This window comes from Cupriavidus sp. UBA2010, from assembly GCF_002335265.1.
Classification (GTDB): domain Bacteria; phylum Pseudomonadota; class Gammaproteobacteria; order Burkholderiales; family Burkholderiaceae; genus Cupriavidus; species Cupriavidus metallidurans.
Genome location: NZ_DDCI01000036.1, coordinates 52,250 through 76,885, shown reverse-complemented (window position 1 = coordinate 76,885; position 24,636 = coordinate 52,250). Strand labels below are relative to the sequence as shown.

21 protein-coding genes are annotated in these 24,636 nt (G+C 64.1%); 2 read left to right on the top strand and 19 right to left on the bottom strand.

Annotated elements, in window-relative coordinates; translation table 11 throughout:
* Nucleotides 1–153 precede the first annotated feature (153 nt).
* Nucleotides 154–2,043, bottom strand: a complete 1,890-nt coding sequence (locus tag B2246_RS27590) for an ABCB family ABC transporter ATP-binding protein/permease (RefSeq protein ID WP_286882485.1) — start codon at nucleotides 2,041–2,043, stop codon at nucleotides 154–156.
* A gap of 87 nt (nucleotides 2,044–2,130) precedes the next feature.
* Here B2246_RS27590 and B2246_RS27585 point away from each other — a divergent pair, with 87 nt between their 5' ends.
* Nucleotides 2,131–2,535 carry an acyl-CoA thioesterase gene (locus B2246_RS27585; protein ID WP_008645967.1) on the top strand — a complete coding sequence of 135 codons (405 nt, stop codon included), beginning with the start codon at nucleotides 2,131–2,133 and terminating at the stop codon, nucleotides 2,533–2,535.
* 81 nt (nucleotides 2,536–2,616) lie between these two features.
* Here the strand turns inward: B2246_RS27585 and B2246_RS27580 are convergent, their stop codons facing one another.
* The 7 genes from B2246_RS27580 to clsB form a co-directional block, all read right to left on the bottom strand.
* Complete coding sequence (locus B2246_RS27580) at nucleotides 2,617–3,393, bottom strand: enoyl-CoA hydratase (protein ID WP_008645965.1); 777 nt, start codon at nucleotides 3,391–3,393, stop codon at nucleotides 2,617–2,619.
* Between the two features lie 34 nt (nucleotides 3,394–3,427).
* Entirely contained in the window at nucleotides 3,428–4,384 is a 957-nt protein-coding gene (locus tag B2246_RS27575; protein WP_008645964.1) for a DegV family protein, read from the bottom strand.
* A 113-nt stretch (nucleotides 4,385–4,497) separates the two neighbouring features.
* On the bottom strand, nucleotides 4,498–5,697 hold the full coding sequence (locus B2246_RS27570; protein WP_040011042.1) for an acetyl-CoA C-acyltransferase: 1,200 nt from the start codon (nucleotides 5,695–5,697) through the stop codon (nucleotides 4,498–4,500).
* A gap of 21 nt (nucleotides 5,698–5,718) precedes the next feature.
* A complete protein-coding gene (locus B2246_RS27565; protein WP_286882486.1) occupies nucleotides 5,719–8,145 on the bottom strand; it encodes a 3-hydroxyacyl-CoA dehydrogenase/enoyl-CoA hydratase family protein in 2,427 nt (808 codons plus the stop codon).
* A gap of 112 nt (nucleotides 8,146–8,257) precedes the next feature.
* Complete coding sequence (locus B2246_RS27560) at nucleotides 8,258–10,045, bottom strand: acyl-CoA dehydrogenase C-terminal domain-containing protein (RefSeq protein WP_035881366.1); 1,788 nt, start codon at nucleotides 10,043–10,045, stop codon at nucleotides 8,258–8,260.
* A gap of 90 nt (nucleotides 10,046–10,135) precedes the next feature.
* A complete protein-coding gene (locus tag B2246_RS27555) occupies nucleotides 10,136–10,726 on the bottom strand; it encodes a TetR/AcrR family transcriptional regulator (protein WP_008645958.1) in 591 nt (196 codons plus the stop codon).
* 383 nt (nucleotides 10,727–11,109) lie between these two features.
* Nucleotides 11,110–12,459: a cardiolipin synthase ClsB gene (clsB, locus tag B2246_RS27550; protein WP_286882487.1), complete on the bottom strand. Its 1,350-nt coding sequence runs from the start codon at nucleotides 12,457–12,459 to the stop codon at nucleotides 11,110–11,112.
* 94 nt (nucleotides 12,460–12,553) lie between these two features.
* Here clsB and mobB point away from each other — a divergent pair, with 94 nt between their 5' ends.
* Entirely contained in the window at nucleotides 12,554–13,063 is a 510-nt protein-coding gene (mobB, locus tag B2246_RS27545) for a molybdopterin-guanine dinucleotide biosynthesis protein B (RefSeq protein WP_008645956.1), read from the top strand.
* A gap of 16 nt (nucleotides 13,064–13,079) precedes the next feature.
* On the opposite strand, the gene B2246_RS27540 is transcribed toward mobB, so the two are convergent.
* The 11 genes from B2246_RS27540 to ubiE all read right to left on the bottom strand — a co-directional run bounded on the left by B2246_RS27540 (nucleotide 13,080) and on the right by ubiE (nucleotide 24,604).
* Nucleotides 13,080–13,835, bottom strand: coding sequence for an endonuclease/exonuclease/phosphatase family protein (locus tag B2246_RS27540; protein WP_008645955.1), 756 nt, complete (start codon nucleotides 13,833–13,835; stop codon nucleotides 13,080–13,082).
* Nucleotides 13,832–14,323 carry a dihydroneopterin triphosphate diphosphatase gene (nudB, locus tag B2246_RS27535; protein ID WP_008645954.1) on the bottom strand — a complete coding sequence of 164 codons (492 nt, stop codon included), beginning with the start codon at nucleotides 14,321–14,323 and terminating at the stop codon, nucleotides 13,832–13,834. Before nudB ends, B2246_RS27540 begins: the two co-directional genes overlap by 4 nt.
* 79 nt (nucleotides 14,324–14,402) lie before the next feature.
* On the bottom strand, nucleotides 14,403–15,338 hold the full coding sequence (locus B2246_RS27530) for a hypothetical protein (RefSeq protein ID WP_286882488.1): 936 nt from the start codon (nucleotides 15,336–15,338) through the stop codon (nucleotides 14,403–14,405).
* 178 nt (nucleotides 15,339–15,516) lie between these two features.
* Nucleotides 15,517–17,325: an aspartate--tRNA ligase gene (gene aspS / locus B2246_RS27525; RefSeq protein ID WP_017512028.1), complete on the bottom strand. Its 1,809-nt coding sequence runs from the start codon at nucleotides 17,323–17,325 to the stop codon at nucleotides 15,517–15,519.
* Nucleotides 17,326–17,373: 48 nt separating this feature from the next.
* Nucleotides 17,374–18,081 carry a DUF502 domain-containing protein gene (locus B2246_RS27520; RefSeq protein ID WP_035881496.1) on the bottom strand — a complete coding sequence of 236 codons (708 nt, stop codon included), beginning with the start codon at nucleotides 18,079–18,081 and terminating at the stop codon, nucleotides 17,374–17,376.
* 14 nt (nucleotides 18,082–18,095) lie between these two features.
* Nucleotides 18,096–18,425, bottom strand: coding sequence for an FmdB family zinc ribbon protein (locus B2246_RS27515; protein ID WP_035881495.1), 330 nt, complete (start codon nucleotides 18,423–18,425; stop codon nucleotides 18,096–18,098).
* Nucleotides 18,426–18,648: 223 nt separating this feature from the next.
* Complete coding sequence (locus B2246_RS27510; RefSeq protein ID WP_008645949.1) at nucleotides 18,649–20,085, bottom strand: sodium:solute symporter family protein; 1,437 nt, start codon at nucleotides 20,083–20,085, stop codon at nucleotides 18,649–18,651.
* Nucleotides 20,086–20,418: 333 nt separating this feature from the next.
* A complete protein-coding gene (gene ubiB / locus B2246_RS27505) occupies nucleotides 20,419–21,996 on the bottom strand; it encodes a ubiquinone biosynthesis regulatory protein kinase UbiB (RefSeq protein ID WP_008645948.1) in 1,578 nt (525 codons plus the stop codon).
* Nucleotides 21,997–22,037: 41 nt separating this feature from the next.
* A complete protein-coding gene (locus B2246_RS27500; protein ID WP_008645947.1) occupies nucleotides 22,038–22,709 on the bottom strand; it encodes a ubiquinone biosynthesis accessory factor UbiJ in 672 nt (223 codons plus the stop codon).
* A 120-nt stretch (nucleotides 22,710–22,829) separates the two neighbouring features.
* The gene (locus B2246_RS27495) at nucleotides 22,830–23,810 is read right to left on the bottom strand and encodes a Tim44 domain-containing protein (RefSeq protein WP_186425950.1); all 981 of its coding nucleotides are present in this window, start codon (nucleotides 23,808–23,810) and stop codon (nucleotides 22,830–22,832) included.
* Nucleotides 23,811–23,872: 62 nt separating this feature from the next.
* Nucleotides 23,873–24,604 (bottom strand): bifunctional demethylmenaquinone methyltransferase/2-methoxy-6-polyprenyl-1,4-benzoquinol methylase UbiE, encoded by a 732-nt coding sequence (gene ubiE / locus B2246_RS27490; protein ID WP_008644379.1) that lies wholly within the window; start codon nucleotides 24,602–24,604, stop codon nucleotides 23,873–23,875.
* Nucleotides 24,605–24,636 lie beyond the last annotated feature (32 nt).

Genomic DNA, 24,636 nt, shown 5'->3' with positions numbered 1-24,636 from the left:
AGAGGGCTTTTCGCAAGTGGCGTGCCAGCTTTTCAGGCGTCGCTCATGCACCGGGGCAAGGCGCGCCGGTAGCGCAATGACGAACCAGGATTGTGCGCGGACAGTTTTCAGCCGCGGTTGCTGGCATCGATTGTCGACAATCGATGCCTTGCGCTATGCATCCTGCGTGGCGTCGCCCACATCGATCGCCAGCGCGTCGGCATCGGGCGAGCCCTCCGCCGCGTTCCGCGCCTGGATCTGCCACATCTCGGCGTAGTGGCCATTGGCCCGCATCAGTTCGGCATGGGTGCCGCGCTCGATGATGCGTCCACGGTCCATCACAAGGATCTGGTCGGCGTGCACCACGGTCGATAGCCGGTGCGCGATCAGCAGCGTGGTGCGATTCTGCGCAAGCCGCATCAGCTCCGACTGGATCGCCTGTTCGGTGCGGGAGTCGAGCGCCGACGTGGCTTCGTCGAATACCAGAATCGGTGGGTTCTTCAGCAGCGTGCGCGCGATGGCCACCCGCTGCTTTTCACCGCCGGACAGCTTCAGGCCCCGCTCGCCCACCGGCGTGTCGTAGCCCTGCGGCAACTCGCTGATAAAGGTGTCGATCTGCGCGGCGCGCGCGGCCTCGATAACTTCCTCGCGCGTGGCCTCCGGGCGGCCGTAGGCGATGTTGTAGTAGATGCTGTCATTAAACAGCACGGTGTCCTGCGGCACGATACCGATCGACGCGCGCAGGCTGACCTGCCGCACCTTGCGGATGTCCTGCCCATCGACCTCGATGCTGCCCCGCGTGACGTCGTAGAAGCGGAACAGTAGCCGCGCGAGCGTGGACTTGCCCGAGCCGCTGTGCCCAACCACGGCCGTCGTCGTCCCCGCCGCGATCGTGAAATCGACATCGTCGAGAATCACGCGGTTCTTCTCGTAGCCAAAGCCGACATGGCGGAAGCGCACCTCGGCGCCGTTGACGGCGAGCACCGGCGCGCTGGGCGTGTCGGCCACCTCCTGTTGCGTGCCGAGCAGCACGAACATGCGGTCCATATCGGTGGTGGCCTGCTTGATCTCGCGATAGATCACGCCCAGGAAGTTGAGCGGGATATAGAGCTGGATCATCAGCGTGTTGACCAGCACGAGGTCACCAAGCGTGAGCTTGCCGGCGGCAACGCCCACCGTGGCACGCCACAAGATCAGGATCAGGCCCATGGCGATGATCGCCTGCTGGCCGAAATTCAGGAACGACAGCGAGTTCTGCGAGCGGATCGCCGCCGTGCGATAGGTACGCAGGTTCTCGTCGTAGCGGCGTGCCTCGTACTCCTCGTTCCCGAAATATTTCACGGTCTCGAAGTTCAGCAGCGAGTCGATCGCCTTCTGGTTGGCGCGCGAGTCAAGCTCGTTCATCTTGCGCCGGAAATGCGTGCGCCATTCGGTCACGACGATCGTGAACACGATATAGCCAGCCAGCGCGCAGATCGTGATCGCGGCGAACCAGATGTCGTAGCGCACAACGAAGAAGCCGATCACGAGCGACATCTCGACCAGCGTGGGCAGGATGCTGTACAGCGAGTACGAGATCAGGGACTGGATGCCGCGCGTCCCGCGCTCGATGTCCCGGCTCATCCCCCCGGTCTGCCGATCCAGATGGAAGCGCAGCGACAGCGCGTGCAAATGGCGGAACACCTGCAGCGCGATCTCTCGCACCGCGCTCTGCGTGACCTTCGAGAAGAGGATTTCACGCAACTCGGTGAACAGCGTGCTCGATAGGCGCAACAGGCCGTAGCCGACAATCAATCCCACTGGCACGGCCAGCAACGCTGCCGGATCGCCAGGCGCGATGTTCATGCTGTCGACCAGCTTCTTCATCAGCACCGGCACGCCCAGGTTGGCCACCTTGGCGGCGACCAGGCAGGTCAGCGCCAGCATCACGCGCCACTTGTAGTGCCAGACGTAGGGGAGCAGGTTGCGAACGGTCTGCCAGTCACTGCGGCGCGCGCCGCCCTGGAACAGCGAATTTGCCGGCTCGGCGGGGGCGGGCTCGGCGGTCGTGGAATAGCGGCGCATACGTTAGAATTCGGGCCAATGCCGCGATTGTCGCAGAGATCCGACAACCCGGCTGGCCTCCGCTTCATCCGCCCCGAAAGACCCGCCATGACCACTTCCAGCTTTGTTCCCGAACTCCCTTCCGGCAAGAATCCCGCGCTGCGCGTGGTGCCGATGCCGGCCGACGCCAACGTTCACGGCGATGTGTTCGGCGGGTGGATCATGTCGCAGGTGGACATGGCCGGATCGATCCCCGCCGTGGAGCGCGCGCAAGGCCGCGTGGCCACCGTGGCGGTGAATTCGTTCCTGTTCAAGAATCCGGTGTTCGTCGGCGATCTGGTCAGCTTCTATGCCGACATCGTCAAGACGGGCCGCACGTCGATCACAGTCTCCGTGGAGGTCTACGCGCAACGAATGCGCCACGCCAACGAGATCGTGAAAGTGACGGAGGCCACGCTGACTTACGTGGCCACCGACGAGAGCCGGCAACCGAGGGTGTTGCCGGCGGCTTGATCGCAGAGCGTTCTCTCCTCTCCGCAGCCTCTCTCCCATCGCATGGGAGAGGGACGCAAACAAGCTACACCTTGCTTCGCCTTAGCTGAATTTCGAGAAATCCGGCTTGCGCTTCTCGAAGAATGCCGTAAAGGCCTCCTTCGCTTCCGGCGCCACCAGCATGCGGCGGAACACCTCGCCCTCCTCAAGCATCTTCTTTTCCACGGCAGCCGCGTCATCGCCCTTCATCAGGCGCTTGGTTTCGCGCAGCGACGACGCGGGCAACACCGCCAGCTTGGCCGCCTGCTGACGCACATAACCCTGCAGTTCCGCCACCGGCAGCACCTTCGTCACCAGACCGATCTCAAAGGCTTCCTGTGCGCTGAATGCCTCGCCAAGCAGCAGCTTTTCGGCGGCGCGCTGATAGCCGACCATGCGCGGCAACAGCAGGCTCGATGCCGCCTCCGGGCAGAGGCCGAGTTGGGCAAACGGCAACGCCAGCTTTGCCGTCTCGGATGCGTAGACGAGATCGCAATGCAGCAGCAGCGTGGTGCCGATGCCAACGGCTGCGCCGCTGACCGATGCCACGATGGGCTTGGTCGCCCGGCTGATCGCCTGGAGGAACTGGAACACCGGAGCCGGCGCGCCATCGGCGCCGTTGGTCGGCGGGCGCTTCAGGAAGTCTTCGATATCGTTGCCCGCCGTGAAGACCTCGGGCTTGCCTTCGATCACGATGACGCGTACCGCGGCGTCGGTCTCGGCGGCGCGCAGCGCGTCGGCCATGGTCTGGTACATCGCCGCGGTGATCGCGTTCTTCTTGTCGATGCGATCGAAGCCAATGGTCAGTACGCCCTGGTCGATGCTGGTTGCAATGCTCATTTCTACCTCGTCTCCGTTTTGAGAAGGAAGCCGATCACACGAACGGTGGCGGCGCTTCGGAAAGATAACTCAAGCCGAACGCGCCCGCTCCCACGTTCAGCGCGACGGTCAGGCTCATCGGCGCCAGCATCAGCTCGACGTTGCGCGATGCGGCGATGTGCTTCAAGGACTGCCAGGCCGGCAGCGATTCCACCTCGTCGATATCGCCCGCATAACACGCGGCCACGGCCGGCGTCAGCAGGCTGTCGGCGCGAATGCAGGCTTCGACGTGGGAGAGCAGCCGGCGAACGCCCTCTTCGTTGCCACGCGCCTTGGCAATGGCCTGGGTGACGCCCCGGTGCATATGGATCACGGGGCGGATGTTGAACGCGCTACCAAGCATGTAGCGGCTCCACGTGATGCTGTTCTCGCCCTTGAGCTTGGCACGCGTGTACATGTAGAGCAGTTCGTCGGGAATCAGGAACATGTGGGCCGCATCGCGCAGGCGGTTCTCGACCGCATCGACCACGGATGCCGCACTGGCGCCGTCGGCGAGCATTCGCGCAGCCTCGCGCACGATCAGCGCCTGGCCAGGGCCGATGGCGCCGGTGTCGATCACGGTCAGGTCGAACAACCCGCTGCGGCCAGCATCCTTGCGCAGCTTGAAACTGCGCGCGACAGTACCGACCACCGCGCCGGTGGCATTCGAATACAGCTTGCTGCGGCTGCTGGCGATGGTCAGCAGAATGGCCCGGTCACAACCGGCCACCACGTTCTTGAGCAAATGGTCTTCCAGCTCGCGCTCGAGCAGCGGGATCGATTCCGCGTAGTGGTCCTGCTTGCCGACCAGATACTTCTGGTACAGGTTTGGAAGCTCGGCTTCGTCGCGGGTGTCGACTACGAAGCGGTCGCCGGCCCGGATGCGGAATGGAATCGTGCGGACGCCTAGCGCGTCCATCATCGCGCGCGGCATGTCACACGCCGCGTCGGCCAGAATGGCGGTCTCCTGCATATTATTGTTCTCCCCTCGGTTTCAGTGTGTTGGCATCTCCGTGTCCATGCATTTCCTCACCTGATCGAAGGTCGGGACAGCCCACCCGTCGGGCTGTCCCTGGCGCGTTTTATTTATACGCGCTCGAAAATCCCGGCGGCGCCCATGCCCGTGCCCACGCACATGGTCACCATGCCGTACTTCATGTTGTGGCGACGCAGCGCGTGCACCACGGTGGCCGAACGGATCGCTCCGGTCGCGCCGAGCGGGTGGCCCAGCGCGATGGCGCCGCCCATCCGGTTGACCTTGGCCGGGTCAAGTTCCAGATCACGCATCACCGCCAGCGATTGCGCGGCAAACGCTTCGTTCAGTTCGATCCAGTCGATCTGGTCCTGCGTCAGGCCAGCGGCCTTCAGCGCAGCCGGAATCGCTGCCTTCGGACCGATCCCCATGATCTCCGGCGGCACGCCACGCACCGCGAACGATACGAAACGGGCCAGCGGCACCAGGTTGAACTGCTTGAGGATCTTCTCCGAAACCAGGATCAGCGCGCCGGCGCCATCGGACGTCTGCGAGCTATTGCCGGCCGTCACGCTGCCCTTGTTGGCGAACACCGCGCGCAGCTTGCCAAGCCCTTCCACCGACGTATCGGGACGCGGTCCCTCGTCCAGCGAGATAGTACGCGTCTTGACGTTGATCTGACCAGACGCGAGATCCGGGAACCGTTCAACTACCTCAATCGGGGTAATTTCGTCCTTGAACTCGCCAGCCTGCTGCGCGGCGATGGCCTTCTGGTGCGATGCCAGCGAGAACGCATCCTGGTCCTCGCGGCTGACCTTCCACTGCGTGGCCACCTTCTCGGCCGTCAGGCCCATGCCGTAGGCAATGCCGATATTCTCGTCGCGCTCGAAGATCGACGGCGACATCGACGGCGAGTTGCCCATCATCGGCACCATGCTCATCGACTCCACGCCGGCGGCGATCATCACATCCGACTCGCCCACGCGGATACGGTCCGCAGCCATTGCCACGGCCGACAGGCCCGACGCGCAGAAGCGGTTCACGGTGATGCCGCCCACGGTATTGGGCAGGCCGGCCAGCAACGCGCCGATACGCGCCACGTTCAGGCCCTGCTGCGCTTCGGGAATCGCGCAGCCGACGATGGCGTCCTCGATCAGCGCGGGGTCCAGGCTCGGCACCTGGGCCACGGCCGCTTGCAGGATCGTGGCCAGCAGGTCATCGGGACGGGTGTTCTTGAAAGCGCCCTTCGGGGCCTTGCCGATCGGCGAACGGGTAGCCGCGACAATGTATGCGTCTTGCAGTTGTTTCATGATGTCGGTTCCTCGTTGGCCTGATTAGTTGCGCACCGGCTTGCCCGTCTGCAGCATTCCCATGATCCGCTCCTGGGTCTTGCCGTTGCCCAGCAGGTCGATGAATGCGCGGCGCTCCAGCGCCAGCAGCCAGTCTTCGCTGACCAGCGAGCCAGCCTCCACGTCGCCGCCGCAAACCACTTCCGCGATGCGCGAGGCAATCAGGAAGTCGTGCGCCGAGATGAAGTTGCCGTCGCGCATGTTGACCAGCGATGCCTTGATCGTGGCGATGCCCGAGCGGCCAGCCACCGGAATCAGCTGGCCGGGCAGCGGCGCGCGATAGCCGGCGTTGGCCAGCGCGCGCACTTCGTTCTGCGCCACGTACAGCAGTTCATGGACGTTGTAGACGATCGTGTCGGTCGGCTGGACGTAGCCGATCTTCTGCGCGTCGAGCGCCGACGACGACACCTTGGCCATCGCCGCTGCCTGGAAGCGATTGGTGATGAAGTTCAGGTAGTTCGTGCTGCCCGCTGCCTGCGCGGCCTTGGCTGCTGCGATCGCAGCTTCCTTGAGGCCACCGCCGGCCGGCACCAGCCCCACGCCCACCTCGACGAGGCCGACATAGCTTTCCAGCGCCACCACCCGCTTCGCGGAATGCAGCATCAGTTCGCAGCCACCGCCGAGCGCGATGCCCGACACGGCCGGCACCACCGGCACCGCCGCGTACTTCACGCGCATCATCGTGTCCTGGAACTTCTTGACGAACGGCTCGATGCCCTTGGCACCGCTCATCATGAAGGCCGGCATCGCGGCTTCCAGATTGGCACCCGCCGAGAACGGACCACCCGGCGCGCCCAGTTGCAGCGACGTCGGCTGCCAGACCACCAGACCCTTGTAGCTGGCTTCGGCCAGTTCCACGGCGCGCACGATGGTATCGAGCACATCCGGGCCAACCGTGTTCATCTTGCTCTTGAACGAGATCACGAGCACATCGTCGGCGCCATCAGTGGTCCAGATGCGCGCGCCATCGTTCTCCTCGATCGTTTTGCCGGCACGGCGCGGATCGGGCGAATCGGTACCCTTCAGCGCGGCACGGAACACCTGGCGCTGGTACACCGGCAATTCGGCACGCTTGACGAATGCACTGGCCGCCGGCGACCACGAACCCTGCGCGCCATGCACGCCACCGTTCTCGGCCACGGCGCCGTTCAGCACCCATGCCGGCAGCGGTGCGTTCGACAGCGCCTTGCCTGCCTCGACATCTTCCTTGACCCACTCGGCCACCTGCTTCCAGCCAGCGGCCTGCCAGTCTTCGAACGGACCCGAGTTCCAGCCGAAGCCCCAGCGAATGGCCAGGTCGATATCGGCGGCCGAACCGGCGATCTGCTCGAGATAGACGGCGATGTAGTGGAACACGTCACGGAACACGCCCCACAGGAACTGGGCCTGCGGATTGGTCGATTCACGCAGCAGCTTGATACGTTCGGCCGGCTCCTTCTTCAGGATGCGCACGACGATCTCGTCGGCCTTCTTGCCGGACTCGACATACTGGCCAGACACGGCGTCCAGCACCTTGATTGCCTTGCCTTCCTTCTTGTAGAAACCGGCGCCGGTCTTCTGGCCCAGCGCGCCGGCATCCACCAGCCCCTTCAGCACGGCCGGCGTCTTGTACACCGGTGCGAACGGGTCATCGGTCAGGTTGTCCTGCATCGTCTTGATGACGTGCGCCATCGTGTCCAGGCCGACCACGTCGGCGGTGCGGAACGTCGCCGACTTGGCGCGGCCCAGCTTGGTGCCGGTCAGGTCGTCGACGATATCGAACGGAATGCCGAACTTCTCGGCTTCGGCGAACACAGCCAGGATCGAGAAGATGCCGACACGGTTGGCAATGAAGTTCGGCGTGTCCTTGGCGCGGACGACGCCCTTGCCCAGCGACGTGGTCAGGAACGATTCCAGACGGTCGAGAATCTCCGGCTTGGTCGTCGCGGTCGGGATCAGCTCCACCAGGTGCATGTAGCGCGGCGGATTGAAGAAGTGCACACCGCAGAAGCGCGACTTCAGGTCGGCATCGAAGCCCTCGGACAGCGCCGTGATCGACAGGCCCGACGTGTTCGTGGCAAAGATCGCGTTCGGCGCGAGATGCGGCGACACCTTCTTGTAGAGGTCATGCTTCCAGTCCATGCGCTCGGCGATCGCTTCGATCACCACGTCGCATTCCTTGAGCAGGGCGATGTCGTCCTCGTAGTTGGCGGCGCGAATCAGGCCGGCCTCTTCCTTGATGCCGAGCGGCGCGGGCGAGAGCTTCTTCAGGTTCTCGATCGCGCGATCGGCGATACCGTTCTTCGGGCCTTCCTTGGCCGGGAGGTCGAACAGGATCACGGGAACGCGGGCGTTGATCAGATGGGCGGCAATCTGCGCCCCCATGACGCCTGCACCGAGCACAGCGACTTTCTTGACGATGAAATTGGACATGCGCGCTCCTTGGCTAGTGAGCGTTTGAGGAGAGATGAATATGCTGCGGGTGGATTCTCCCCTTCTCCCGTGTCAGGGGAGAAGGGAGGCAACCCTCAGTAGAGCAACTCGATCAGAACAGATCTGCGTCCAGCGCCATCAGCGTGGATGCGCCAGCGCGAGCCTTGCGAATCTCGCCCGCGGTTTCCGGCAGCAGCTTGGCGAAGTAGAAGCGCGCCGTAGCCAGTTTGGTCGTGTAGAACTTGTCGCCGCTGTTCTGCTTGTCCAGGGCGATCTTGGCCATGCGGGCCCAGAAGTACGAGAACACGAGGTGTCCCACCACGCGCAGGTACGGCACGGCGGCGGCACCCACTTCGTCGGCATTGCCCATCGCCTTCATGCCGATTTCCATCGTCAGTTTCTGCACCTTGTCGCCGATGTCGGCCAGCGGGTTGACGAACTCCTGCATCGCCTCGCTCGTGCCCTCTTCCTCGACAAACGTCTGCACGATCTTGCCGAAGGCCTTCAGCTTGGCGCCCATGTCGCCCAGCACCTTGCGACCCAGCAGGTCCAGCGACTGAACCGTGTTGGTGCCTTCGTAGATCATGTTGATACGCGCGTCGCGCACGTATTGCTCCATGCCCCACTCGGAGATGTAGCCGTGGCCACCGAACACCTGCATGCCCTCGTTGGTCGAGGTGAAGGCGTTGTCGGTCAGGAAGGCCTTGATGACCGGGGTCAGCAGCGCCACGAGGTCGCCGGCTTCCTTGCGCACGCTTTCATCGGGGTGCGACAGTTCACGGTCGATCTGCAGCGCGGTCCAGTAGGCGAACGCGCGGCCACCTTCGGCGTAGGCCTTTTGCGTCAGCAACATGCGACGCACGTCCGGGTGCACGATGATCGGGTCGGCGGGCTTGTCCGGTGCCTTCGGGCCGGTCAGCGAGCGCATCTGCAGACGGTCCTTCGCGTAGGCCAGCGAGTTCTGATAGGCCACCTCGGTCAGGCCCAGACCCTGGGCGCCAACACCGAGGCGCGCGGCATTCATCATCACGAACATCGCGTTCAGGCCCTTGTTGGGCTCGCCCACCATCCAGCCGCGCGCGCCGTCGAGGTTCATCACGCAAGTGGCGTTGCCGTGGATGCCCATCTTGTGTTCGATCGAACCGCACTTGATGCCGTTGCGCTCGCCCGGGTTGCCGTTGGCGTCGGGGATGAACTTCGGCACGACGAACAGCGAAATGCCCTTGGTGCCGCCAGGTGCGTCCGGCAGGCGTGCCAGCACGAGGTGGATGATGTTCTCGGCCATGTCATGCTCGCCGGCCGAGATGAAGATCTTGGTGCCGGTGATCGAGTACGAGCCATCGGCCTGCGGTTCGGCCTTGCTGCGCAGGATGCCGAGATCGGTGCCGCAGTGCGGCTCGGTCAGGCACATCGTGCCCGTCCAGACACCCGATACCAGCTTCGGCAGATACGTCTGCTTCAGTTCCGGCGTGCCGTGCGCGTGCAGCGCTTCATAGGCACCGTGCGACAGGCCCGGATACATCGTCCATGCCTGGCCGGCCGAGTTCAGCATCTCGTACAGCGCGTTGTTGATGATGATCGGCAAACCCTGGCCGCCAAACTCCGGATCGCACGCCAGTGCGGGCCAGCCGGCTTCCACGAACTGCTGATAGGCCTCCTTGAAGCCCTTGGGCGCGCGCACCACGCCGTCGCCGACGTAGGTGCAGCCTTCACGGTCGCCAGGCTGGTTCAGCGGGAAGACCACGTCGGAGCAGAACTTGCCGGCTTCCTCGAGCACCTGGTTGATGGTGTCCACGTCGATGTCCGCGTGCTGCGGCATCGCCTTGAGTTCGGCTTCGGCGCCGAGCAGTTCATGGAGCACGAACTGCATGTCGCGCAACGGTGCGGTGTACTGGCCCATCAAAGACTCCTTGGAGGTTTGCTAGTGCCACCACACGCGCGAGCCGCACACCCTGAAGGGGGATTGCGCGAGCGCTGCCCGTGGGGCGGCTCAGGTTCGGTAAGACTGAATCAGTTTGTTGAGCGCAACCATGGCAAGCTCGGCGCTGTCCGGCAGGCGCAGGAAACGGGCGTCGTGATGCAAGCCTAGTTCAAGACTGTACATTTCGAACAGCATCAGGCGCGGATCGCAATCCGCGCGCAGGTGCCCCTCTTCCTTGGCCTGATCGATCGCACGCATCAGCGCGGCACGCCAGATCGTGACGCTCTTGACGAGCTCGTCACGCACCGGGCTTTCCGCGCGATCGTCGTACTCGACCGCACCGCTGATGTAGATGCACCCCGTGGTCACCTCCTGGATACGCTTTTCCATCCAGCGTCGCACCATCGACCACAGGCGAGGCAACCCGCGCGGCTCTTGCAGCGAGGGGTAGAACACCTCCTGCTCGAACCGCCGGTGATACTCGCGCACCACTTCAACCTGCAGGTCCTCGCGCGAACCGAAATGCGCGAAGACACCGCTCTTGCTCATCTGCATACGTTCCGCGAGCAGGCCGATGGTCAGCCCTTCGAGCCCGTCGCGAGACGACAGTTCCAGTGCCGCATCGAGAATCGCCACGCGCGTCATCTCGCCCTTGCGCAAGGGCGCGGGCGCGGCGGCGGATTCAAGGCGAACTGACTGGTGGCGCATGTTTTTTCTCCGTTCTTTGCAGTGCTCTCAGGAGCACTGTTCTTGACCTGACGTTGCGGTCGGCAGGCACTTCGGTCGCTGATTTTCAATAGGGGGCGGCCGCGAATGCACGAAGTCTAAGCCAAAAAAGAACGGTCGTTCAGATTATTCTGGCGAGGCCGATTGGCATCAAGCTTTTAATTAGACCCGTGTTTCTAAACGGACGGCATCGCGCTGGTATCTTGCGGCGCAATGCAGCATCGGCTTAAAACCGGCTTGAAATGGCCGGGGCACGTTTGCGCGGAAGGCGCGGCTTGCGGCAGGGCAGCATGTTACCGTGCCCGGCTTGCGCGGCGTCAGTAACGGCCTGTGACACCCGCGATCACGACGCCGAGACGCAACACGTAGTACGCCGCCCAATTGGCAAACCGGCGCAGTCGCGGCAGGCGTGCGTGAACCTCGGGCACCACGCGCGCGCTACGCTGCGCCATGGCCCGCTCCAGACGCGCGCGCAGCATACCGGCAAAGCCCGGGTCATACACCGCGACGTTGGCTTCTCGTGCCAGCAGCAGGCTGAACGGATCCAGGTTGCTCGAGCCAACCGTCGCCCACGAGTTATCAATGACCGCGACCTTCGCGTGCAGGAAACTCGCTTCGTATTCGTAGATTTCGATGCCGGCCTCGAGCAGCCGCGCATACAGCGCGTGCGTCGCGAAATGTTGCAGCCGGTACTCGACCATCCCCTGCAGCAGCAGTCGCACGCGCACCCCGCGCTCGCGGCACGCCAGCAACGCGCGCCGCATCTTCGTGCCAGGCAGGAAATAGGCGTTGGCGATAATCACGTCATGACGCGCGGCGCCCAGCGCGTAGAGATATTCGCGCTCGATCGTGCGGCGATTGCGCAGATTGTCGCGCAGCAGCAAGGCCGCAGCCACGCCGCCCTCATGATGCTCGCGCCGGGCCTGCCGCGCGGCGGTGGTCAGGGTTTCCACTTCGGCGAAAGCCGCTGCGGTTTCGCGCAGCCCACGTTGCTGTGCCATCCGGAACCACAGCCGCGCCGAAGCCAGCGCGATCTGCGCCACCAGCGGGCCGCGCACGCGCACGGCGAAGTCGTAGCGTGGGCCGACTTCGGGCAATTCCAGGGGGCCGTAGTTGTGGTCGTCGATGATATTGATACCGCCGACGAACGCCACGTTGTCGTCGATCACCGCCATCTTGCGATGCAACCGCCGCAGATGCCTGCGCGCCAGTCTGAATCCGCGCACCGGACGAAAGACCTCGAGGCGCACGCCTCCATCGCGCAGCCGGCTGGCGAGCGTGGCAGGCATATCCCCCGCGCCGAATCCGTCGACGACCAGCCGGACATCCACACCGCGTTGCGCCGCCCGGATCAGCGCATCGGTGACGCGGGCGCCGACAGCATCGTCGGCATAGATATAGGTCTCAAGCACGACGTGCACGCGCGCGGCATCAATCGCCTCGATCAGGGCAGGAAAATACTCCTGGCCGTTGCTCAGCAGATCGACCAGGTTGCCCTGGACCGGGCTGCCGCGCCGGCGCACCCAGCGGATCAATGGCGCAGTGGCGGTGGCAACGGTGGTGGCAGTGGGATCGCCATCCTCGTGATGCAATGCGCTCGATGGCGATTCCGGTGTGCCTGGGGCACTCGACGTTGGGGACGATGCCCGATCGTAGATCCGTGACATGGACTCGATTATCGGCGAACGGGCGGCTCCTGCACATGGCCCTGGCGAAGTCTGATATTGTCGGAGCATTGTGACGCCCAACAGGGAAAGCATTGTGAAGGTATTCGGCATCGCCGGCTCGTCGGGCAGCGGCAAGAGCACGCTACTGGACCAGTTGATCCCCCGTTTCGTAGCCGATGGCTTATGCGTCGCGGGCATCAAGCACACGCACCACGGGTTCGACCCTGACACCCCGGGCAAGGATTCATGGCGGATGCGCGAGGGCGGATGTCAGAACGTGGTGCTTGTGGGCGCCCGTCACCTGACGCTGATGCGGCACTACCCCGAGGAAAAGCCGTCGCCCGAGATCGGCGAGGCATTGTCGGTGCTGCCGCCTGAAACCGATCTGGTGATGGTGGAAGGCTACAAGTGGAGCGATTTCCCCAAGCTGGAAATCTATCGCCCCGCCAACGGCAAGGCGCCGCTGTGGACGGATGTGCCGGGTGTGGTCGCAGTGGCGACCGACGTCCCTGAAGAGGTCTCCCGGCAGACGACCCTGCCCGTTCTGAAGCTGTCGGATGTCGACGCGATCTACGCGTGGATCCGCGCTTACCTCGATCGCTGAATCCGATCCCCAGGCGTCAGACTTCCGGAATTGCCACCCGCCGGGCCAGTTCCGCCATCAGCGGGACATGGTCCGAGCGTTGCGCCCATTCGCGGCCGGTCAGCGCTTGCGTGCGCTCGAACTCGAAGCCCCGTGCGTAGATGCGATCGAGCTGCCACCATGGCATATGGCTCGGGAACGTATGGATGCGTCCGTTCTTCGCGTCCGCCGACTCGACGGCATTGAGCGTGTTGCAGATCTTCGAGTCGAGCTTGTGGTTCCAGTCGTTGAAGTCGCCCGCGATCACCAGCGGCGCATCGGCCGGCACCACGCTGCGCACGCGCTCCACCAACGCGCTGGTCTGACGCACGCGGCTTCCCGCGAACAGGCCGAAGTGCACACAGATCAGGTGTGCCTCGACGCCGTTGATATCGGCCACCGCGTGCAACAGCCCGCGCTGCTCGAAGCGGTGATCGGAGATATCGAGGTTCTCCGACATCAGGATCGGATGGCGCGACAGGATGGCATTGCCATGATGGCCGTGGTCATACACCGCGTTGCGGCCATAGACCGAATGCGGATAGGCATCCGTCGCCAGGTAGTTGAGCTGGGTGTGATCGGGGTCAAACAACTCGGCCGCGACCAGGCGATCGTTGCGGTCCTGCACTTCCTGCAGGAACACGATGTCCGCGTCCATCGACTGCAGGCCGGTTCGCACGCTCTGGATGCGTGGCTTGCCGGTGAACCCCTTTACGCCCTTGTGAATGTTGTAGGTGACAACGCGCAACTTCATGGTGCGGCGGCTCCGTTCGTGACGTCGAGCCCGGCGCCCTGGCCGCCAGCCACGCGCCAGGCAAGCTGGCGCACCGCTTCGGCATTGCTGCTGGAGAAGCAACGCGCCGCGGCCGCCTGCCAGGGCAGCCATTCGAAGCGCAGGTGCTCACGCGGCGCCAGCGTCACCGGCATCGGCGCGGGTACGCACAATCCGAACCAGTGTTCGGTATTGCGAGTGATGCCCGGCGCATAGCGGTGGCGCCATTGCGGATAGATCTCGTAGTCGATGGTGTGTTGCCAGTCGGTCAGCGAATAGCGGCTGGCGATAAGTCCGGTTTCCTCGGCCACCTCGCGCGCGGCGGTCATGGGTAGCGGCTCGTCCTCGGCATCAAGGCTGCCGGTCACCGACTGCCAATAGCCGGGCCGGTCGGCGCGCTCGATCAGGAGGACTTGCAGGTCTGGTGTGTGGATGACGACCAGTACCGATTCGGGAATCTTGTAGCGCATGGGAAGGGTGGCAGGGACAAACCAAAGCATAGCGCAGCCGGACGCCAATGGCGCGCTCCGGCCGCTGCCTCCCCCCTACTCAGGCCAATGTATGTTCGCCGGGGCGGATCGTCGCCTGACGGTCACCCGGCTGCTCGGCCGGCGCGGCTCGGAGCCAGGTATCGAACACCTCAGGCGAATCGCCATGCCCCCATGCTGAGCGAAGCTGCTGCATCAGTGGCGCCAGCGCCTGCGTATAGCGCTGCGAGGCTGTATGCGCAAGGCTGGCCAGCGCATCGGCGGCCTCGCGTGCCTGTGCTGCCATCGACGCGCGTTCCTGCCCGATTTCCTTCTCGCGCACGCCGAGTTGGTTGTATTTCTGGATCAGGAACCGCTGGTAGTCGCCTGCTTCCACGCCTTGGGCGACTTGGGCATTGACCTGTTCGAAGCGCATCACAATGCTTGCCGTTTCCTGCTCGACATGAGCCGCCTCGGCATTAAGTGCCTGCAACGCCTCTTGAAGCCGAAGCGCCTCGCGCCGATGGTTCTGCAGTGTGGTCGCTTCATCGTCAAAGGTGCGCTGGGCGTTCAGGTACGCCTGCACCACCGGTTGCGGCGCCACCACGAGCAGCGGATCCGCGCCACCGGCACGCCGGCCGGACAACAGCGCATCCTCGCCCAGGCGCAGGTTGCCAACGTCTTCAAGCCAGCGGCCACGCGTCATGACGGTAGCCACGGTGTCGAGCGCGAGCTTGCGCAGTGCGTCCGCGCGCTGGGTGGCCATCGGTTCGGCGCCGGTAGCAGCCAGTTCGCCCTGCACCGTATGTCCTTGCTGCGCCGCGTGCGCGATATCAGGTACACAAGCGGCCACCGTGGCGGCCACCGATTGGGACATCGCCTGCGCCGACTTGCGTACCGCGCGGCGCAGTTCGAAGCGGGCCAGCAGCATCATGAGCAACCCGGCCGCCAGCCAGGTCAGGATCGTTTCCGCATGAACTTGCAGGAACGCACGGATCAGTTCGGTATCTAGATTCACGCCTTGGTCCTCCCACGTCGTGGCGGCCTTCGAGGCGGGCCTGCATCACGCGTATCAACGCAGAAAGACATTCTCCCCGCCGGCTTCGTTCCGGGTAGTAACAAATGGAAACGCATCATTGCGCCAAGAACAAAAAAGCCGCGCATCGGCGCGGCTTTTTTGCAGGTCTGAACAACGATCAGGCCGTGGTCTTCGGCTCCTGGGCACGCAGACGAATGTGCAGTTCTCGCAACTGCTTCTCGTCGACCGTGCTCGGAGCTTGCGTCAGCAGATCCTGCGCGCGTTGCGTCTTCGGGAACGCGATCACGTCACGGATCGAGTCGGCGCCGGCCATCATCGTCACGATACGGTCCAGGCCGAAAGCCAGGCCACCGTGCGGCGGTGCGCCGTACTGCAGCGCGTCGAGCAGGTAACCGAACTTGGCGCGAGCTTCCTCGGCGTTGATCTTCAGGGCGCGGAACACCTTGCTCTGCACGTCCTCACGGTAGATACGCACCGAGCCGCCGCCCATTTCCCAGCCGTTCAGCACCATGTCGTAGGCCTTGGCGATGCACTTGCCCGGATCGGTTTCCAGGTACTGCATGTGCTCGTCCTTCGGGCTCGTGAACGGGTGGTGCATGGCCACCCAGCGGGCGTCTTCCTCGTCGTACTCGAACATCGGGAAGTCGATCACCCACAGCGGCTTCCAGGTGTCTTCGAACAGGCCCGTGCTCTTGCCAAACTCCGAATGGCCGACCTTCAGGCGCAGCGCGCCGATCGCGTCGTTGACGATCTTGGCCTTGTCAGCGCCGAAGAAGATGATGTCGCCGTCCTGGGCGCCGGTGCGCTTCAGGATCTCGGCAATCGCGGCGTCGTGCAGGTTCTTCACGATCGGCGATTGCAGGCCGTCACGACCCTTGGCCACTTCATTGACCTTGATCCACGCCAGGCCCTTGGCGCCATAGATCGCCACGAACTGCGTGTAGGCATCGATTTCGCCACGCGAGATCGCGCCGCCACCCGGCACGCGCAGGCCGACCACGCGACCGTTGTCGCTGTTGGCCGGGCCCGAGAACACCTTGAAGTCGACGTCCTTCATCACTTCGGTCAGCTCGGTGAATTCGAGCTTGACGCGCAGGTCCGGCTTGTCCGAGCCGAAGCGGGCCATCGCCTCGCGGAACTCCATCACCGGGAACTTGGCGTCCAGGTCCACGTCGATCGCGTTCTTGAACACGGTGCGCATCATGTCCTCGAACAAGTCACGGATTTCCTGTTCGGTCAGGAACGACGTTTCGCAGTCGATCTGCGTGAATTCGGGCTGGCGGTCAGCGCGCAGGTCCTCGTCACGGAAGCACTTGGTGATCTGGTAGTAACGGTCGAAGCCCGAGACCATCAGCATCTGCTTGAAGATCTGCGGCGACTGCGGCAGCGCGAAGAAGTGACCCGGGTTCACGCGCGACGGCACGAGATAGTCGCGGGCGCCTTCGGGCGTGCTCTTGCCGAGCATCGGCGTCTCGATGTCGATGAAGCCCTGTGCGTCCAGGTACTTGCGCACTTCCATCGCCACCTTGTAGCGCAGGCGCAGGTTGTATTGCATCTGCGGACGGCGCAGATCCAGCACGCGGTGCGTCAGGCGGGTGGTTTCCGACAGGTTGTCATCGTCGAGCTGGAACGGCGGCGTGACCGACGGGTTCAGCACGGTCAGCTCATGGCACAGCACCTCGATCTTGCCCGAGGTCAGGTTGGCGTTCTCGGTGCCGGCCGGACGCGGGCGCACCTTGCCGGTGATGCGGATGCAGAACTCGTTGCGGATTTCTTCCGCGGCCTTGAACATCTCCGGACGATCCGGGTCGCACACCACCTGAACCAGGCCCTCGCGATCGCGCAGGTCGATGAAGATCACGCCACCGTGATCGCGGCGGCGCTGCACCCAGCCGGTCAGGGCCACTTCCTGGCCGATCAGTTGTTCGGTCACCAGACCGCAGTAGTGAGTACGCATGGAGGACATAGGAGAGATTCCCTGTAATGCACGGCCGAGATGAACGGCCGCGCGCAATCAGTTGGTATGAGTGTCGGCTACGACGTCGTCGGCATCGGCATCGGCCACTGCGCCATGCGCCGGGCGCGTGTCGGCGCCGGACTTGCGCGGCAGGTCCGCCGGGGCCACGACGCCCATCGACACGATGTACTTCAGCGCGGCGTCGACGGTCATGTCGAGTTCGATCGTATCGGCCCTGGGCATCATCAGGAAGAAGCCCGAGGTCGGGTTCGGCGTGGTCGGCACGTAGACGCTGACGTAATCGCCCTGCAGGTGATTCTGCACGTCACCGCCGGGCCGGCCGGTCAGGAATGCGATGGTCCACGATCCCTCGCGCGGGTACTGCACCAGCAGCGCCTTGCGGAACGCGTTGCCCGACGACGACAGCAGTGTGTCCGAGACCTGCTTGACGCTGGTATAGATCGGACCGACCACGGGGATATGACGAAGCAGCGCTTCCCACCACTTCACCAGCCGCTGGCCGATGAAGTTATGGGCCAGCACGCCCACCACCAGGATGAACAGCAGCGTCAGGATGGCGCCCAGGCCCGGAATGCGGAGCCCGAACAGATTTTCGGGCTGCCATGCCAGCGGCAGCAGCGCCATGCTCTGATCCATCGTGCTGATGACGGCGTTGAGCACCCACAGGGTGATGCCCAGCGGCACCAGCACGAGCAGCCCGGTCAGGAACCAGGTCTTCAAGGCGGAGGTTTTCTTGGTGACCACGGCTTGCCTGTGCGTCAGTGGCAGGCGCACGAACCGCCGCATCCACCGGCGGCCGGAGCCGCGGAAGTGGTCGATGCGGTAGACGACTCGGCGGATGCTGCCGGGGCGGCAGGCGCGGCGGCGTTGCCCGAGGTGGCCGGGGCACTGGTGCCGCCGCTGCCACCGCGGAAGTCCGTGACGTACCAGCCCGATCCCTTGAGCTGGAAGCCGGCGGCAGTCAGCTGCTTCTTATAGGTTCCGGCGGCGCCGCAGGATGGGCAGTCCGTGAGCGGGGCATCGCTCATCTTCTGCAGCACATCGCGCCCGTATCCGCAGGCGTCGCAACGGTAGGCATAGATCGGCATGGTGGTTCTTTCGCGGAAAACTGAAACGTAAAACTGATAGATGGCAGCGCCACGCCAAATGACAAGGGCGTCGATCAAGGCGAATTGCGCGAGATCGGGGGCGCGCGGCGATGCAAAGCCGTTGATTATAAACCGTTGCCGGACCGGCTACCGACCGGAAAAGGGGACATTCGGGGCCGCAAACGTCCGCAAGCAGGCCAGATAAGGCCTCGAAGGCATAAAGTTATGCAATATGCACTTCACGAACGGGCGGCCGATCGCTGATCCATTGAGGCAGCAGCGACCCGAATACCATCCCGCTGATCGAGAACAGCAACCCTACCATTTGCGGTGGCACCGTGGCATCGGCAAAGGCGACCTCGCAGGTCAGCCACGAGGCCAGGCCAAGCAGGATCGCGGCCAGACCGCCCTGGCGGGTGGCCGGCTTCCAGAACATGCCGAAGGCCAGCGGCACGAACGACGACACCAGCGTCACCTTGTAGGCGTTCTCGACCATGTGGAAGATCGACAGGTGCGAGTTCAGCGCGAACAGTGTGACCAGCGACGTGAAGACGAGCACCACCACCTGCATCACGCGCAGGAACTGCTTGTCCGCGAGATGGCGGAAGTACGGGCGCAGGATGTTCTCGGCGAACGTTACCGACGGCGCCAGCAGCGTGGCCGAGGCGCAGCTCTTGATGGCGGAAAGCAGCGCGCCGAAGAACATCACCTGGGCGAACATCGGCGCGTGCGTCAGGATCAGCTGCGGAAGAATCAGTTGCGAATCCGAGTTGATGTACTTCTCGACCATCGCCGGGTCGATCAGCGTGGCCGAATAGGCCAGGAACATCGGAATGAACGCGAAGAAGAAGTACAGCACGCCACCCAGCACCGACGCACGACCGGCGATCTGCTCCGTGCGCGAGGAAGTGACCCGCTGGAACACGTCCTGCTGGGGAATCGAGCCGAGCATCATCGTGAACAGCGCCGCGGCAAACCCGATGATCTGCACCAGGTCCAGCGACGGCAGGAACTCGAACTTGCCGGCCGCCGCCGCGTGCGACACCACGGCTGTCACGCCACCCGCCTGGCCGCTGACTTCGTAACCGATATAGAGCATGCCGATCACGATGATGATCATCTGGATGAAGTCGGTCACGGCCACCGACCACATGCCGCCGAACAGCGTATAGACCAGCACGCTGGCCGCGCCGATCATCATCCCGGCATCCTGGGACAGCGCGCCATCCGACACCGTATAGAACACCAGCCCCAGCGCCTTGATCTGCGCAGCCACCCAGCCCAGATACGAGACCACGATACATAGCGTGGTCAGCACTTCGGCCAGCCGGCCATAGCGGTTGTGATAGTAGTCGCCGATCGTCAGCAGGTTCATCCGGTACAGCGGCCGGGCGAAGAACAGGCCAACCAGGATCAGGCAGAGCGAGGAACCGAAGGGATCCGATACCACCCCGGACAGGCCTTCCTTGAGGAACACGGCCGGGATGCCGAGCACAGTTTCAGAGCCAAACCAGGTGGCAAAAACCGTGGCGGTGACGATATAGAACGGCAGGCTGCGGCCAGCCACGGCGAAGTCGGCGGTTCCCTTGACGCGAAGCGCCGCCCACAGGCCGATACCGACCGAGATGATCCAATAGATGATGACGAACCAGATCAGCATACCGCTGCCCTTATCCCAGAATGGCCAGAATTGATGTGCCCTGGCGGCGAAAAACCGAATGCCGGCGGGGCACCTGACGCCCTTGACCGGGTCAAGGGTTGGGGCCAGCCGGAGTCCAATTCATCGGTCGGGGCCGCGGGCGCCCGGGCGGGCATTTGGCGGTCGTAGCCGAATCAAAACGCGGATTATAGCGACGCGCCCCCATCCGGGGGGCAAAAATTCCCCCGAGGGCGGGCAAATCCCCATCTTGGTTCACTTGGGTGTTGTATGGTGGTTCTCCCCTCCCACCGACTGCGGGGGAAAGGGGAACCAGGGACGCTTCAGGCGCAGTGACTACCAGTATCCCGCCCAGGCCAGTGCCTGGACGATCACGATGCCGGCCAGGAATCCGCCCATCAGCAGCAGGGCCGTGGACAGCCGGCGGTTCGTGCGGCGCTGCTCGGCCACCAGTTGGGAAAGCAGTCGCTCCTGCCCTTCGCTGTTCTGCAGCGCGCGGCGCTCCAGGAACTGGTGGGCCAGCCGTGGAAAGTCGGGCAACATCTTCGCCCATTGCGGCGCTTCGATCTTGATCCGCTCCCAGGCGCCCTGCCAGCCCACCTGCTCGTACATCCAGCGTTCCAGGAAGGGCTTGGCGGTCTTCCAGAGGTCGAGGTCCGGGTCAAGCTGCCGGCCCAGGCCTTCGATATTGAGCAGCGTCTTCTGCAGCAGCACGAGTTGCGGCTGGATCTCGACGTTGAAGCGGCGCGAGGTCTGGAACAACCGCATCAGCACCATGCCGAGCGAAATCTCGCGCAGCGGTTTGTCGAAGTACGGTTCGCAGCAGGCACGCACGGCGGATTCGAGTTCCTCGACCCGGGTCTCCGGCGGCACCCAGCCCGACTCCACGTGCAAGAGCGCCACGCGGTGGTAGTCGCGGCGGAAAAACGCGATGAAGTTCTGCGCCAGGTAGTTCTTGTCGAACTCGGACAACGCGCCAACGATGCCGAAGTCCAGCGCGATATACCGGCCGAACGTCTCGGGCCTGACCGATACCAGGATGTTGCCGGGGTGCATGTCCGCGTGGAAGAACCCGTCGCGGAACACCTGCGTGAAGAAGATTTCGACCCCCTCTTCGGCCAGCTTGTGCATGTCGACGCCCGCGGCCTTCAGCGATTCGGTGCGGGAGATCGGAATGCCATGCATCCGCTCCATCGTGAAGACGCTGCTCGTGCACCAGTCCCAGAACACCTCGGGCACGCAAAGCAAATCGCTTTCGGCAAAGTTGCGGCGCAACTGGCTGGCGTTGGCGGCCTCGATCATCAGGTCGAGTTCGTCGTGCAGGTACTTGTCGAACTCCGCCACCACCTCGCGGGGCTTGAGCCGACGACCGTCCACCCAGACGCGCTCGAGCCACGTGGCCATGTCGCGCATCAGCGCCAGATCGCTATCGATTACCGGCAACATGCCCGGACGCAGCACCTTCACGGCCACCTCGCGGCCATGGCTCGGGCCGCCGCGCAGCGTGGCGAAGTGAACCTGGGCGATCGACGCGCTGGCCACGGGCTCGTGCTCGAATGTCTCGAACAGCTCCGTCAGTCGGCGGCCCAGCGATTTCTCGATGATCTTCACCGCCACCGCTGACTCGAATGGCGGCACCTGGTCCTGCAGCTTGGCCAGTTCGTCGGCGATATCGGGCGGCATCAGGTCACGGCGCGTGGACAGCACCTGGCCGAACTTGACGAAAATCGGGCCCAGCGTCGTCAGCGCCATACGCAGGCGTTCGCCGCGCGGCTGATCGAGCTTGCGGCCGATGGTGATGACTCGGACGAGGAACTTGATGCGCCGGTTCTTGAAGCCGGACAGCACGAGTTCATCGAGCCCGTAGTACAGGATGACAAACAGTATCTTGCAGAGACGCAGCAGGCGGGTCATGCGAAATCTTCAGGAAACGACACGTGGCGGGTCAGGGCAGGTCAGCGATGGGCCGAGGGCAAGGCATCCGGGGAGCCCGCGCCCGGAGCACGCTCCAGCCGTTCGAGCCGTTTTTCCAGGCGGGCCAGATCGTCGCGCAGCCGCGCCAGGTCGTCGCCGAAGCCATCCAGCGCAGCGTGTCGTACCAGCGTCGGCTGTTCATCCAGCAGGTATTCGGTGACGTTGTCGAGCAAGGCGCGGCCGGCTCGCGTCGCGCTTTCGTGCACCTGACGCGCGCCGTCGACCACGCGCTGCGCCACGCTGTCACTGACTGGCCCGCCCATCACGCCACGCAGCGCGCGGGACAAGTCCTCGGCCGCATCCCAGCGCAGGTTGCGTGCGAGCGTCGACACCGCATTGGCCAGTTCCGCGTCGCCGTCGATGCGCACGTGACGCATCGCGGCCGCCTGGCCGCCTTCGGCAACATCGGCCACGACCAGCGGCCACTGCTGCAATGGCACGATCAGCGTGACTGCGGCCGCTTCGGCCTCAGGTGCCTGGTCGATACCGCCCTGCTCCGTGACCTTGAGCGACAGCGCGAACGCTGCCGCGTCGAACCGGATCACACGTCCGGCAAACGGCGTGAGCAGGCTGCAAGCCCACGGCTCCTGTTCGATCAGGTGATTCAGCGCGGCGACGATCGGTGCGGCCAGCGGGGTCGGCAATGCGTTCATGGCATCCGGTGCTCGGGCAGACAGCCCAAATAAAAAGGCCCACGCAATGCGCGGGCCTCCATTCTAAGCTACTCGCCCGCCGCATCATGTCACCGATGCGGCGGAGGATTCATGCGGCGCTCAGGATTCCTGCTGGATGCCGGCGAGCAGCCAGCCACCGTTGCCCGACGTCGCCTTTGCCAGGTTCCAGACCTCGCCGAACGGCTGGGCCGGCTCGCCTGCCTTCTCGCGGATCATGCCCGAGAAACGCACGCTGGCGATGTGCTGGGTCGGGGCCGACTCGATACCGAGCAACTGGGCGTCCAGCGTCACGACGTCGGTCTTGTTGACCTCGCTGCCGCGCTCGGACAGGTCCATCTTGATCTCGGCAAACATTTCCGGCGTGGTGAATTCGCGGATGTCGTCCTGATTGCCCGCATCCCAAGCAGCCTGCAGACGCACATAGTGAACCTTGGCGTTACGCAGGAAGGACTCGGTGTCGAAATCCGCCGGCACGCCCCACGGCTGCTGGACGGCCGCCGCGGTTGCGGCCGCTGCCGCGCCCCCCATCACCGGATTGCTCGCGGCGCCGCCATTGCCAACAGGCTCGGCCGTGCGCAGCGTCGGTTCGGCGTGCGACGGACCGCCGTAATTCGACCCATTGCCGCCCATGCCGGCGTACGAAGGCTGCTGCGTGCGAGCCGAACCACCGCGGAACTTGCGGATCAGCCACATTGCGACCAGCGCGATCACGCCGAACAGGATCACGTTGGACAGGATGCTGGCGGCCGCACCGCCCAGGCCGAAGTGCGAAAGCAGGTAGCCGATGCCAAGGCCGGCTGCCAGACCACCCAACATCCCGCCCCAGTTACGCTTGGGCGCCGCCGCGGCGGCTGCGCCACCTGCCGCACCCGCCGTAGCCGGTGCTGCCTGCGCCGGTTGCTGGGCCGGCGGCGTGTTTTGCTGCGCCGGCGCCTGCTGGCGCTGCTGCGTCACGCCCGACGACTGCTTGCCGATACTGCGCGATCCACCCAGACGCTTGGCATTGGCGTCGAGCGCTGCCCCGAGAGCCAGTGTCGCGATGAGCGACATGGCCAGGAATTTTCCGCGAAAAGATGACATATTTTTCTATCCCCTGTCATTCTCGATCAACATGCCTTGCATTGCCGACCGAACATGGCGAATTAATACTTTCTCCCGACGTGGAGCGCCACTACTCCGGCCGTCAGATTGAAGTATTCGACCTGTTCGAGCCCAACTTGTTCCATCATGCGTACAAGTGAACCCTGGTCCGGATGCATTCTGATCGATTCGGCCAGATAACGATAGCTAGGGGCATCCCCCGCCACGCGCTCGCCAAGCCACGGCAGAACCTTGAAGGAATAGACGTCGTAGAACTTCTCGAGCGGTTTCCAGACCTTCGAGAACTCGAGCACCATGACCTTGCCGCCCGGCTTGATCACCCGGCGCATCTCGGCCAGCGCGGCGTCCTTGTGGGTCATGTTCCGCAAGCCGAACGCCACCGTGACGAGGTCGAAGTAGTTGTCCGGAAACGGGATCCTCTCGGCATCGCACAGCGCCACCGGCGTCACGATACCCTTGTTGAGCAGGCGGTCACGGCCGACGCGCAGCATCGACTCGTTGATGTCGGTCAGCCAGACTTCGCCTGTGGGGCCGGCCTGCTTCGCGAAGGCCTTGGCCAGATCTCCGGTGCCGCCGGCAATGTCGAGCACTTTCTGGCCCGGGCGCACATTGGCCTGGGCGATGGTGAACACCTTCCAGAGCCGGTGCATCCCACCGGACATCAGGTCGTTCATCACGTCGTACTTGCTTGCCACCGAATGGAAAACGCCAGCAACCTTGTCGGCTTTTTCAGATTCGTCGACCTTCTCGAAACCGAAGTGGGTTTCGCTCATCTCTCGGACTCCAGGATTCTTTCAATCAATAG